Source organism: bacterium (genome assembly GCA_024742285.1).
GTDB lineage: Bacteria > Myxococcota_A > UBA9160 > UBA9160 > UBA4427 > UBA4427.
In genome coordinates this window covers 100729-114135 of record JANSYR010000005.1, presented here as the reverse complement: position 1 = coordinate 114135, position 13407 = coordinate 100729, and the positions used below count along the sequence as shown (strand labels likewise).

9 protein-coding genes are annotated in these 13407 nt (G+C 69.0%); 2 read left to right on the top strand and 7 right to left on the bottom strand.

What is annotated here, in order from left to right; translation table 11 throughout:
- Positions 1-96 precede the first annotated feature (96 nt).
- Positions 97-735 carry a nitroreductase family protein gene (locus tag NXI30_11405; GenBank protein ID MCR9094814.1) on the bottom strand — a complete coding sequence of 213 codons (639 nt, stop codon included), beginning with the start codon at positions 733-735 and terminating at the stop codon, positions 97-99.
- Between the two features lie 138 nt (positions 736-873).
- Between NXI30_11405 and NXI30_11400 the strand changes: the two genes are divergently transcribed.
- Together NXI30_11400 and NXI30_11395 are read left to right on the top strand one after the other, a co-directional pair.
- The gene (locus NXI30_11400; protein MCR9094813.1) at positions 874-3294 is read left to right on the top strand and encodes a CoA transferase; all 2421 of its coding nucleotides are present in this window, start codon (positions 874-876) and stop codon (positions 3292-3294) included.
- A 1-nt stretch (position 3295) separates the two neighbouring features.
- The gene (locus NXI30_11395) at positions 3296-6601 is read left to right on the top strand and encodes a carbamoyl-phosphate synthase large subunit (GenBank protein ID MCR9094812.1); all 3306 of its coding nucleotides are present in this window, start codon (positions 3296-3298) and stop codon (positions 6599-6601) included.
- A 75-nt stretch (positions 6602-6676) separates the two neighbouring features.
- Here the strand turns inward: NXI30_11395 and NXI30_11390 are convergent, their stop codons facing one another.
- The 6 genes from NXI30_11390 to NXI30_11365 form a co-directional block, all read right to left on the bottom strand.
- Positions 6677-6898, bottom strand: coding sequence for a hypothetical protein (locus NXI30_11390; protein ID MCR9094811.1), 222 nt, complete (start codon positions 6896-6898; stop codon positions 6677-6679).
- Between the two features lie 278 nt (positions 6899-7176).
- Positions 7177-8436, bottom strand: a complete 1260-nt coding sequence (locus NXI30_11385) for a hypothetical protein (GenBank protein ID MCR9094810.1) — start codon at positions 8434-8436, stop codon at positions 7177-7179.
- Positions 8379-9353 carry an alpha-L-glutamate ligase-like protein gene (locus NXI30_11380; protein MCR9094809.1) on the bottom strand — a complete coding sequence of 325 codons (975 nt, stop codon included), beginning with the start codon at positions 9351-9353 and terminating at the stop codon, positions 8379-8381. Before NXI30_11380 ends, NXI30_11385 begins: the two co-directional genes overlap by 58 nt.
- 11 nt (positions 9354-9364) lie before the next feature.
- Positions 9365-10921, bottom strand: coding sequence for a UUP1 family membrane protein (locus NXI30_11375; protein ID MCR9094808.1), 1557 nt, complete (start codon positions 10919-10921; stop codon positions 9365-9367).
- Between the two features lie 139 nt (positions 10922-11060).
- Complete coding sequence (locus NXI30_11370) at positions 11061-11600, bottom strand: VOC family protein (GenBank protein ID MCR9094807.1); 540 nt, start codon at positions 11598-11600, stop codon at positions 11061-11063.
- Between the two features lie 46 nt (positions 11601-11646).
- The gene (locus NXI30_11365) at positions 11647-13383 is read right to left on the bottom strand and encodes an amidohydrolase family protein (protein ID MCR9094806.1); all 1737 of its coding nucleotides are present in this window, start codon (positions 13381-13383) and stop codon (positions 11647-11649) included.
- Between the last annotated feature and the right edge of the window lie 24 nt (positions 13384-13407).

Here is a 13407-nt window from a genome sequence, read left to right as displayed (position 1 = left end):
CGGTCAGTCGTTTGACCACCGTTACATAGCCACCGAAGCGGGAAGTGTCAACGTCTCGGGCGATTTCACCCACTTTCGTAGGCGAATGAACGCGATTCAGCCGAATCCGTTCCAGCCGATGACCTCCGCCGAGTTCTTTCGAAACGCCGGTTTGAAATCGGTGCCGATCGTATAGGCAATCGGAAAGAGCCCGACCTGCGTGAAGTGACCGGGGATGTCGAGCAGCTTCGCGAGGTCCGCCTCCCGCCAGAGGTGCCCGGTCGTCCAGGCGCTGCCGAGCCCCCGCGCCCGAAGGGCGAGCATGAAGCTCCAGACCGACTGGATGATCGAGCCCCAGCCGCTTGCCTGGAAGAAGAGGTTCGCCTCCTCCATCCGTCCCGCGAAGACCGGCAAGAGCACCGCGGGGAGGCGGTGGAAGTTCTCCCGAAGATGGTCGACCGACGTGCTGATCAGGTCCGCCCGCGGCACGACGGCACCGGGATAGCCGCCGCTCTGGTCGAGGGTCGCGATGTAGTCGTCGAGCCCGCCGTTGTAGATCGCCGCGACCTTCGCGACGAGCTCCGGGTCGTCGACGACGATCCAGCGCCAGTTGTTCATGTTCCCGCCGTTGGGCGCCTGGAAGGCGATCTCCAGGCATTCCTGGATCAGCTCGCGCGGAACCGGACGGTCGAAGTCCAGACGTTTCCGGACCGCGCGGGTCGTCGTCAGCAGGGTATCGGGATCGAGGTCGAGCATGGGATTCCTCTCGGGATTCGGGCCACCCGAACGAGGACGCAGCGTCGCCGCACGGACGCTCGATGGTGACCAATTCGATCCCGATCTGCACCATACTGAGCGGGCCGCGACCCGGCCGGACGCAGGCCCGGAGGACCGATGCTCTCCCATTTGCGTGTGCTCGACCTGACCGACGGCGGCGCCAGCGTCGCCGGCCGCATCCTCTCGGACCTCGGCGCCGAGGTCGTGCTCGTCGAGCCGCCCGGAGGCGCCGCGTCCCGCGGCCTCGGTCCCTTCGCCGGCGACACGCCCGACCCCGAGCGCAGCCTCGAGTTCTGGGCGACCCATCGCGGCAAGGCCTCCGTCGAGATCGACCTGGCGAGTGAGGCCGGCCGCGATCGCCTGACCGACCTCGCAGCGGCCGCCGACGTGTGGATCGACGATCGAAGCTTCCCCGACCTTCGCGTGGCGGGCTTCGCACCGGAGGCGCTGCGGAAGCGCCATCCACGCCTCGTCGTGGCGACGGTCTCGCCCTTCGGCGAGACGGGCCCCAAGCGCGACTGGGCGGCGACGGACCTCACGGTCACCGCCGCGTCCCACGCGATGTGGATGACGGGTGACGCCGATCGCGCACCGCTCACCTGCAGCGTTCCCCAGGCGTTCCTCCACGCCGGCGGCGATGCCGCGAGCGGCATCCTGATCGCTCTCGCCGAGCGCGAAGGATCCGGACGCGGCCAACACGTCGATGTGTCGGCACAGATCTCGATGATGCAGTCCGGTCAGTCCGGGGTCCTGGCCCACGGCTGGCGAGGGACGCAGATGTCGCGGTCCGGGGGCGGCGTCGCCGTCGCCGGCTATCGCCTGCGCTTCATCTATCCCTGCAAGGACGGCTACGTCAACCTCACCCTGCTCTTCGGTGTCCCGATCGGGTACTCGACCCAGCGCTTCTTCGATTGGATGGACGAAGAGGGAATGTCGAACGACGTGCTCCGCGCCGAGGACTGGGTCGCCTACGGCGCGAAGTTCCTCGGCGGTCACACGACGGTCGAGGCCCACGAAGCGGTGATGGAGGCGATCGAGCGCTTCACGCGAACGAAGACGAAGGCCGAGCTCTTCGCCGCCGCCTTCGAACGCAGGCTGCTGATCGTCCCTCTCTCGAACGTGCAGGACCTCGTCGAATCCGAGCAGCTCGCAGCCCGGGACTTCTGGCGGACGGTCGAGCAGCCCGGCGCCGATCGCCCCGTGCGTCTGCCGGGCCCCTTCGCCCGCTTCAGCGAGACGCCCCTCACGATCGATCGTCCGGCCCCCGCCCTCGGCGGCTGGAACGGCGCGTGGACGCCGACGGAACCCTCGGAGTCCATCGGAGACGGCGCGCGCCGCCCTCCCCTCGAAGGCCTCAAGGTCCTCGACTTCACCTGGGTCTACGCGGGCCCCGCGATCACGCGCCTGCTCGCCGACTTCGGCGCGACGGTCATCAAGGTCGAAGCCTCGAGCGCGCCGGATGCCCTCCGGAGCAACGGCCCCTACGTCGACGACGTCCCCGGCCCGGAGAACACCGCGAACTTCTCCAACGTGAATCTCGGGAAGCAGTCGATCGGCTTGAACCTGAAGACGCCGGAGGGGATCGACGTCGCGAAGCGCCTGATCGACTGGGCGGACGTCGTCGTCGAGAACTTCTCGCCGAAAGCGATGGAGGGCTTCGGGCTCGACTGGGCGCGCCTTCGAGAACGGCGGCCGGATCTCGTCATGCTCTCGAGCTCCCTTTGCGGCGGAACCGGCCCCCAACGCCTGCTGGCCGGCTACGGAACGATGGGCTCGGCGCTCGCCGGCTTCGGATTCGTGACCGGCTGGCCCGACCGCAACCCCTCGGCGCCCTTCATGGCCTACACCGACTATGTCTCGCCCCGCTTCGCGACCCCGGCGATTCTCGCGGCCCTCGAGCACCGCAAGCGCACGGGCCTGGGCCAGCACATCGATCTCTCCCAGGCGGAGTGCTCGATGCACTTCCTGGGCTCGGCGATTCTCGACTACACGGTGAACGGTCGGATCCTCGAGGCCCGTGGCAATGCCTCGCCGCACCATGCACCGTCGGGCGTCTATGCCGCGGACGGCGACGAGCGGTGGCTCGCGATCGCGGCACCGGACGACGACGCATGGCAGGCGCTCGCGAAGATCGCCGGGCGGAGCTGGGAGAGCGACCCGCGTTTCGCGACGCCCGAAGCCCGACTCGAGCACCGCGCCGCCCTCGACCAGGAGATCGAGTCCTGGACCCGCGACCGCGATCTGGGGGAGGTGGAGACCGCGCTCCAATCGGAGGGGGTCCCGGCGCACCGCGTGATCGACAGCCCCGGCGCCTTCGCCGACCCCCAGCTCGCCGCACGAGAGCACTTTGTGCCGATCGAGTACGGAAGCCACGGCCTGCTCCCCTACGAGGCGCCGCGCATGCACCTCTCCGCCACCCCCGGCGTCCTCTCCCCGTGCCCGGGCCTCGGCGAACACAACCAGTCCATCCTCGGAGAGATCCTCGGTCTCGACGACGACGCGATCACCGAGCTCGTGATCGCCGGAGCCATCGAATAACATGCCCCCGATCCGACGCCTGCTGATCGCGAACCGCGGCGAGATCGCCCTGCGCATCGCCCGCACCGCCCGAGAGCGTGGCGTCGAGTCCGTCGCAGTCCACGCGCCAGAAGACGCCGCCCTCGCCGAAGGCTACGGCGCCGACGCGATCGTCCCCCTCGCCGGACGGGGCGCGGCCGCCTATCTCGACGCCGCCGACCTGATCCGCGTGGCGAAGGCCGAGGGCTGCGACGCGCTCCATCCGGGCTACGGCTTCCTCTCGGAGAGCGCGGACCTCGCCCGGGCCTGCGCGGACGCGGGGCTCACCTTCGTCGGGCCCTCGCCGGAGGCCCTCGCCCTCTTCGGCGACAAGGACGCCGCGCGCGCACTCGCGACGCGACAGAACGTTCCCGTCGTCCCCGGCGTCGAGGCCCCTGCGAGCGTCGAAGCCGTCGAGGCCTTCCTCGCTGCCCAGCCGGACGGGGTCGCGATCCTGTTGAAGGCCGTCTCCGGTGGCGGTGGCCGCGGCATGCGCCGGATCGAGCAGGGAGACGACGTCGCGGGGCACTTCGAACGCTGCGCCTCCGAAGCCGAGCGGGCCTTCGGCGTGGGCACGCTCTACGCCGAGCGCGTCGTCGAAGATGCGCGACACATCGAGATCCAGATCGTGGCCGACGAGAGCGGCGCGATCGGTCACCTCTGGGAGCGCGACTGTTCCCTCCAGCGCCGCCACCAGAAGCTCGTCGAGCTCGCCCCGGCACCGGGCCTCGCCGCGCCCCTCCGCGATCGACTCATCGAAGAGGCCCGCGCCCTCGCCAAGGCGGCCGGCTTCGTCGGCGTAGGGACCTTCGAGTTCCTGGTCGACGCCGGCGGCGAAGCGTTCTTCATGGAGGCGAACGCACGACTCCAGGTCGAACACACGGTCACCGAGGAGATCACCGGCGTCGACCTCGTCGACGTCCAGCTGGCCCTCGCCGAAGGTCGCACGCTCGCCGAGCTCGGACTCGACACCGCGCCGCCATGCCGCGGTCGCGCGGTCCAGCTCCGTATTCTCGCGGAGACCCTCGACGGCGAAGGGGAGGCCCACCCGAGCAGCGGGACGATCACGACCTGGCGCCCGGCCAGCGGCCCCGGGATCCGGGTCGACGCCGCGCTGCGCGAAGGCCTCGCGCCCCACCCGGCCTTCGATTCCCTCCTCGCCAAGCTGATCGTACGCTCGGACCACGACGAGTTCCGCCTCGCGGCGCGCCTCCGGCGCGCCCTCGACGAGTTCCGGATCACCGGCCCCGCGACGAACCTCGACTGGCTCGCGGCCCTGGTCGAACGCCCGGAGACGCTGTCGGGCGCGGCGACGACCCGCTTCGTCGACGCCCACGCGCGCGAGCTCGCCGACGAGGCCGCGCGACGGGCGGCCGCCCGCGCCGAGCGCGCGGATCGAGGAGGGGACACGAGTGAGCCGGTCCCCGACCGACCGACGACGGTCGCCGAGCCGGATCTCCCGGACGAGCAGATCGCCGTTCGTGCACCGCTGATCGGAACCGTCCTCGAGTGGAACGTCGCGGTCGGAGATCTCGTCGCCGCGGGCGCGCCCCTCGCGGTCCTCGAGTCGATGAAGATGGAACACGTGATCGAAGCGAGCACGGGCGGGACCGTCGCGGCGTGCTTCGCCGAGGTCGGCGACGTCGTCGCGGAAGATCAGGTCCTGCTCGCCCTCGCCGCGTCCGCGGACACCGGGAGCGACGATGGCGTACGCGCCGCGCTCGATCTCGACCGGATCCGACCCGACCTCGAAGCCGTCCGCGCCCGCGGCGCCCTCCTCCAGGACGCCGCCCGCCCCGAGGCCGTCGAGCGGCGAAGGTCCCGCGGCCAGCGCACGGCCCGCGAGAACCTCGCCGCCGTCTGCGACGAGGGCAGCTTCTCGGAATACGGCGCCCTCGCGATCGCCGCCATGAAGAAGATCCGGCCGGTCGGAGAGCTCCAGGCGAAGACCCCGGCCGACGCGATCATCACCGGCACCGGCCGCGTCAATGGCGACCTCTTCGACGCCGACGCGGCCCGCTGCGCCCTGCTGGTCGTCGACGCGACGGTCCTCGCCGGGACCCAGGGCTTCTTCCACCACAAGAAGATCGACCGGATCCTCGAGATCGCCGAGCACGGCCGGATGCCCGTGATCTTCTATCCGGAGGGCGGCGGCGGGCGGCCGAACGACACCGACGCGAGCGACGTCTTCGTCGCGGGGCTGAACATCACCAGCTTCTCCGCCTTCGCGAAGCTCTCGGGCAAGGTGCCGCGGGTCGCCGTCGTGTCGGGCTACTGCTTCGCCGGGAGCGCCGCCTTCGCGGGCTGCGCCGACGTGATCATCGCGACCCGCGATGCGTGTCTCGGCATGGGGGGCCCGGCCATGATCGAGGGCGGCGGCCTCGGCGTCTATTCGCCGAAGGAGATCGGCCCGACCTCCGTCCAGGCACCGAACGGCGTGATCGACATCCTGGTCGAGGACGAAGAGGAGGCGGCCGTCGTCGCGAAGAAGTACCTCGCCTACTTCCAGGGCGAGACCGAAGGCTGGGAGGCACCCGACCCACGGATCCTGCGCCACGTGATTCCCGAGAACCGCCGCCGGATCTACGACGTGCGCGAGCTGATTGCCGGCCTCTGCGATCTGGACAGCGTGCTCGAGCTCCGCCGCGCCTGGGCGCCGGGCATGGTCACGGCGCTGGTCCGGATCGAGGGCCGACCGGTCGGGCTCGTCGCCAACGACCCGATGTACCTCGGCGGCGCGATCGACGACGAGGGCGGCGAGAAGGCCGCGCGCTTCCTCCAGCTCTGCGACGCCTTCGGCCTGCCGGTCGTCTCGCTCTGCGACACCCCCGGCTTCATGGTCGGCCCGGACATCGAGGCGCGTCAGCAGGTCCGCAAGGTCTCACGGCTCTTCACGGTCGGCGCGAACGTCTCGGTCCCGCTCTTCTGCGTGATCACGCGCAAGGGCTACGGCCTCGGCGCCCAGGCCATGGCCGGCGGCGGCTTCACCGCGCCTTTCGACACGGTCGCCTGGCCGACCGGCGAGATCGGCGGAATGGGCCTCGAGGGGGCCGTCAATCTGGGCTTCAAGAAGGATCTCGACGCCTGCGCGACGGACGAAGAACGGAACGCGCTCTTCGAGAAGCTCGTCGGGGTCATGTACGACAAGGGCAAGGCGTTGAATGCGGCGGCCGCGCTCGAGTTCGACGCCGTGATCGACCCGGCGGAGACCCGCGACCGCATCCTGCGTGGCCTCGACGCCTTCGGTCCGATCCCGAAGGGCCGGCGAAGCTTCGTCGACACCTGGTAGGACCGATACCGACGCAACCGACGCAACCGACGACGCCTGGAGCTACGCGACGAGCGCCCTCGAGCGCGCCCCGGTTCAGTTTCCCTGGAGTTCGCGCTTGGCGTCCTCGGCTCCCTCGCGTACGTCGTCGATGGCGTCGTCGATCTTGTTCCCAAGGGTCTCGCCGCCGTTGCGCGTATCCTCGATCGCCTCGTCGATCTCTTCGCCCGCCTGCTCGAATCCGCTCTTGTCGTCGCATCCGGCAAGGAAGATCGCGATCACGATTCCAAGTAGCGCCAGCCCGGTCAATCTACCCATCTTCACTCTCTCGTCCTCCATGAGACCGTGCACCGACTTCCGCGGCGAACCCGCGCGCTCCGTCGTGCTGGTCGCAGTGACCTTAGTCCTTTCTGAAGGGTCGGCCAGCCGACGACCGGACGCGGAGCGACCTCGCCTCGGTTCGAACGCCTCCGGCGAGTCCCGAGCTCCGCCACCCTCCGCGAGAATCCACTGACTCCGGCAGGGCCGGCGTCGACCATCGACTCGGTCGGGCTCGGACTTTCGCCGAGACAGTGCCGCAGGAGCGCGCCTCCGCCCTACGGCGCGACGGCGAACCGGGGCTCCGAGTCCGGCGCTGAATCGAGGATCGTACGCGCGGACGCACCGACGCCCGTGGTCCGCTCGATCGCCTCCAGAAGGCGCTCGCGGTCGAGCACGGTCACGTCCTCCACCAACGCCGCGAGGACCGAATCGAGATCGAACTCGCCCTGCGTCTCGGTGCGGATCGTCTCGTCTAGCCGATGCATCAGCCAGACGGCGCGCGCCGTCTCCGCTCCGGACGATTCCCCGACGAATCGTCGCACGGACTCTCCTCGCTCGCGGAGACGTTCGAGGCTCTCCGCGTGCGTCCGTTCGCTGACCGCGCCGCTCCGTCTCAGCACCTGGAGCGCGTAGTACTCGGCCAGCCCCTCGACGAGCCAGTCGTAGCCGGGCGCGTTTCGCGCATGCGTGATGACGTGAACGAGCTCGTGGATCAGCGGGCTCGTCCCGTCGGAGTCGATGAAAGGCCGATCGGCGTGCAGGAACAGCGAATCCGGCCCGGCGAGGCCACCGCGCCACATCGGGTCGTCGCCGACCACGATCGCGATTCGCGCGGGCATCCTGCCCGCTGCCTCGGCCAGCGTCGGAAGCGTGAAGCGCAGCACGGTCATCGTGTCACGAAGACGCGCGGCGTGGCGCCTGGGCGCTCCGATGGTGACGACACTTCCCGCGATCGTCTCCGAGAGTCGCTCGATCCGACCCGCCAGGAGCCACCCCTTCGGCTGGTCGAGACTTCGTCCCGCTTGCTCGACGACGAAGTTCACCCCTTCGGATTCGAACGCGGAGACCAGATCCCATCGCGGAGGGACGTCGAGGAGCATCGTCGAATTCGCTCGTGCACCGGACGCGAACCTCGCCGCCATCGGCGGGAAGAGGTCTTCCGCGCGCGTCAGCATCCAATCCGGCATGCAGCGGGAGTCGTACCCCTCCTCGCCCCGCACGCGGTCGATGCGCGCGGAGTACTCGAGGACGCCGCCGCGCGGCGGGACGAGCCACCGAAAGCCGCCTGCTTCCGGAGTCTCGAGCTCGCCGTCTGCGGCGAAATCGAACCAATGGTCTCCTTCGAGGGCGGAGGAGACTTCGATGAGTTGTGCATCGCGCTGCGCCACGGTGATCGTCACTCGCGCGATCCCCGTGTCGGGCAGGATCTTCGCCGCGTACTCCACGTCGTACGTCTGGGCGTGCGCCACTCCGCTCATCACCGCACATGCGAGGAGCACGCCGGAGAGAAGCTCGTACGCGTTCGGCCGCGGCATTCGATTTCCGCCCTTCTCGCCAAATCGATTCGATCCTCGAGCGGCGCCGACTCGTCGATCGCCTCGTCGAGCCAGGACAGCCTGCGCGCGAGGCCGGCTCCGTTCGCGAGCTGGATCGCGAGGCCTGGCCGCGCGTTCAGCTCGAGGATTACCGGGCCGCGCTCGGCATCGAGGACGAGATCGACGCCGACGTAGCCTAGCTCGCTGAACGTGCCAGCGACGGTCGCGATCCGCAGCAGGCCGGCGAAATCGGGGACTTCGATGTCGGCGAGGCGGGCGTTGGTGTCCGGATGGATCTCGATCGGGCTCGATTCACACACCGCTCCCAGGGGTCGACCGTCGATCAGCGACAAGCCTACGCCGATCGCGCCCTGGTGGAGATTCGCGCGACCGTCCGCCGCCCGGGTCGGCAGGCGAAGCATGACCATGACGGGGTGCCTCCGGAAAACGATCACGCGAAGGTCGGGAACGCCGCCGTGTACGACCTGGGAGAGAGAGGGATGCACGTGCAGGCATTCTTCGACCAGCGCGTGATCGGGCTGCCCCGACAGCGAGTAGAGCCCGGAGAGGATCTCGCAGACGCGAAAGTGGAGGTCCTCGCGCGTGATCGGGCGACCACTCGCGCGCTGCCAGTGGTCGTCGCAGCGATCGGTCGCCACGAGGATGCCATTGCCCTGCGACCCGCGCGCCGGCTTGATCACGAAAGCGTCTTCGCGCTCCAGGCGGGTCTCGAGCGAACGGATCTCGTGGAGCTGCGTCACGACGGCGAGGGTCTCGGGCGTCGGAACGCCTGCCTCCGCGCACATCTCCTTCGTCCGCACCTTGTCGTCGACGACCGGGTAGAGACGACGATCGTTGAACCCCTGAACGTAGTCGAAGTTTCGCTGGTTCATCCCGAGCACGCCCGCTTGTCTCAATCGCTGAACGATCATTCGCGGGAAGCCAGACTGCGAAAGCGAATGACGTCCGTTACGCGATACCCGGTATAGCCGCCGAGCCAGACCAGGACGCCCATCACCACCAGGATCCACTCGGGGAACGAGAACATCACGTGCTCGACGATCGCGCTCGAGAACAGCGGATAGAGCATGATCGCGAGAAGCACCGACGAACCGGCACGAACCGCGGCCGGCTGGAAGCCCTCCTCGGACAGCGTGATCGAGAAACGCTCGATCAGCATCGTCAAGATCACGATCGGAAAGACCAGACCCGCGTAGAAATTCCGATCGTCGTAGTCGAACCCGATCAAGGCCATCGCCGTCACGCTCGCGACGACGACGCAGAGCAGGAACGAGAGGCGCGGAACCAGCAGGAGGCGAAGCTTCGTGACGAGGAGGCGACCCGCGACGCCGATCAGCAACACCAGCAGGATGAGTGCAAGCCCGATTCCGAGTCCGGTCCCGCGCAGTGCGAGCGCGATCAGCATCGGCATGAACGTTCCGTACGAAGGCAGGCCGACGACGTTCCGGAGCAGCGTCAGGATCAAGGCACCCAGCGGCATCAGCAGCAGGAGCCGTAGCCCAGCCTGGAGTCCGACCGGGAGCCGATGCAGCGAGATCTTCTCGAAGACGCCCTCGGAGGGCATCATGAGCGTCGCCAGCTCCTGGGGGCTCAGCCGCTCTCGGATCGCCGCGAACTCGTAGTCGATCGAGCGGAGCGCGTTCCCGCTCACGAGGGGGCGATCCGCCGTCGAGAGCGCCAGATAGTCGAGTGGCGCCGACCCGACGAACCGACGCGTCGCGGAGAGCGCCACCCAGCCGTCGACCCAGACCTCGGCCCAGACCCGCTCGGCCGCTCGCGGCTCGTCGAGCTCGAGCCCGCGCACGAGCCGCGCCGGAATCTCCGCTCGTCGGAGCATCGCGACGAGAAGCCGCTCACGGCCGACGTCGTTCCCCTCGCGATCGCGCAGCGTCAGGATCGGATCGTCCGTCCGGCCGGTCCGCGTCTCGTGAACCACGAACGCATAGATGGAGCGCACGCGTCCGCCGACGTCGTCCGCTCGAGGCAGCTCGATCCCCGAAAGGACCTCGCCGATCTCGCTCGACGTCGAAGGAATCGTACTCGAGGGCGCCGTGAAGACACGACGGATCTCCTCGGGGACCGGCTTCGACCCGTTGCGCACCGGAAGCTCGCCGTCGCTCGCCGCGAGCTGGACCCGGAACAGGAGATCGACGTCGATGCCTCGACGGCCCGTCCCACGCCATAGCGCTCGGCGACCGGTCGCCTCGTCCCGAACGCCGAGCCGGAGACGCCCGGACGAGAAACGTTCGCCGAAGATGAACTGGCGGGCGTCGGGGGACGGCATCGCGGCGTCCAGGCTGAACGCATCCGCGCCGGGCACGGCGCTCACGCGCAACCCCACCTGCCAGAGTCCCTGCGGCTCGGCCGGCAGGATCGGCAGCTCGAGGACGAGCACTTTCCAGGCGAAGACGCCGAGCCCGACCATACAGAGCGCGAGCCCTGTTCCGAGGATCCGAATCCGCAAGAGGCCCGCTCCTGAATCGGGCCCGTGCGGCCGCGGTCGGATCCCGGTCCGTGCGACGGCGCCCCTTGGCCTCACCCTGGGTCGGTGGGAACGTACCGGAATCCGGCTGCCGAGGGAATCGCGCGCAGCCGACGTCCCTTCAGCGCTCGCCGAACTCCTTCGCCTTCCGGGCCTGGTATTCCTCGATCGGGCAGAACTCCGAATCGTCCTCGAACTTCGACCGGACGTCCGCGAGCACCTCCTCGTCGGACATCGACGGATCCCAGACCTGCCCGGCCGGCTGCTTCACGTGCCAGGGCGTGTCGCAGAAGACCTCGATCCCGTTGCCTTCGGGATCCGCGAAGTAGACGGAGACGGCGTTGCCGTGGGTGAGCGGCAGCGCGGCCTTCACCCTCGGATCCTTGGTCACGCGCTCGATCATCGTCTTGACGTCGCCGATCGACTCTACCCGGAAGGCGTTGTGGTCGAGGCTCGTAGCGTCTTCGTCGCCCCGCGAGGCGACCAGGGCGATCTGGTGATGATCACTCGAGCTCCCGCTCAGGAAGACGATCTCCGGATTCTCGGGGCCCGGGAGAGGACCTCGATCGGCCACGACGAACCCGAGCGTGTCCGAGTAGAACGAGATCATCGCCTCGATGTCCCGCACCTTGAGTACGCAATGCGACCAACTGACCTTCATCGTGGCTCTCCTCTCTCGAAGTCGTCGACTCGATTCCGAGTCCGCTTCAGGCGCTCTGGGCACCCCGGACGAGGCGACCGGGCAGCGCGCCCGTGTGTTCGCCCTTCCTGAACGTCACCTCTCCGGACACGACCGTCGCGTCGTAGCCGCGGGCCTTCTGGACGAAGCGCGCGGCGCCCGCCGGAAGGTCGGTCGCGATTTCCGGCAGCGCGTTCTCGAGCGCGTCGAGATCGATCACGTTGAGGTCGCCCTTCTTGCCCGGCTCGAGGGTTCCGCGGTCGAGGAGCCCATAGAGGGCCGCGGTGTCCGCGGTCATCTTCTTGACGGCCTGCTCGATCGGCAGCTTCGGTCCCCGGGTCCGGTTCTTCACCCAGTGCGAGAGCAGCGACGTCGTCATCGAGGCGTCGCAGATCGCCCCACAGTGGGCGCCGCCGTCCCCCAGCCCGAAGGCGGTCCGGGGATGCTCGAGCATCTCGCGCACGCACTCGAGATCGTAGTCGCTGTAGTTGAGCAGCGTGAGCATCAGCAACTGCTTGCCGTCCAGCTCGAGCAGCCAGTCGTACAGGAGCTCGAAGGGGTCGACCCCCTCGCGTGCGGCGATCGCCTTCAGGCTCTCTTCCGGCGGCGGCTCGTAGTTCGGCGGATCGCCGAGGCGGAAGATCTTGTCGATCCCGTTCTCGATCATCTCCGTCACGACCTTGATCTGCGGGATCGCGTAGTGCGACTCCTCGCCGAGGATCTGCGCCCGCACCTCGGGCTTCCGCAGCTCGGCGACCTTCTCTTCGAGCGACAGCTCGCCCATCGCCATATAGGTCGGGCGGAAGCTGAAGGGATGGAAGGACTGGTGTCCGATCAGCAGCGTGTTCGGCCGTGCCGAAACCTGCGGGCGGAGATCCGCGCCGTCGGCGTTCGCCGCGTCCACCAGGTCGAGGAGCCGCTTCCAATCCTTCGGCGCGACGTCGTGCTGGACCAGGGCGAACGAAACCGGGCGCCGGATCTCCTTCGAGAGCCGCCCCATCCAGTCCATCTCCTTGTCCGGCGCGGACATGTCCTCGCCCTGGATGCCGGCGGGGGCGAGCTCCACGATCCCCTCGCCGAGCTCGCCGAGCACGCGGGCGATCCCGAAGATCTCGTCCTCGGCGCCGTGGGTACCCGGAACCACCTCGCCGTCGACCGCCCGGTGGACGATCGTGCGCGACATCGAGAAGCCCAGGGCCCCCGCGGCGACCGCTTCCTTGACGATCGCCGCCTGCCCTTCGATGTCCTCGGGCGTCGCGGGCTCGTTCTTCGCGCCCCGCTCGCCCATGACGTAGGCGCGCACGGCTCCGTGGGGCACCTGCGTACCGATGTCCATGGCGTATTGGCGGCCCTCGAGGGCGTCGAGGTATTCCGGGAAGCTCTCCCAGCTCCAGTCGATGCCTTCGTGGAGCGCCGTGCCGGGAATGTCCTCGACGCCTTCCATCAAGCCGATCAGGAACTCCTGCTGGCCGGGCGCGACCGGCGCGAAGCCGACGCCGCAGTTGCCCATCACGAGGGTGGTCACTCCGTGCCAGGCCGTGGGCGTGAGGAGCGAGTCCCAGGTCGCCTGGCCGTCGTAGTGGGTGTGGATGTCGACGAAGCCGGGCGTCACGACCTTGCCGGTCGCGTCGATCTCCTCGCGCGCGGGGCCCGCGACCTCGCCGACTGCGACCACGCGTCCGTCCGCGATCGCCACGTCGCCCACGAAGGGCTTGCTGCCCGTGCCGTCGACGATGGTCCCGCCTCGAACGATCAAATCGAGCATGGCTCTCTCCTCATTGCGCAGCGC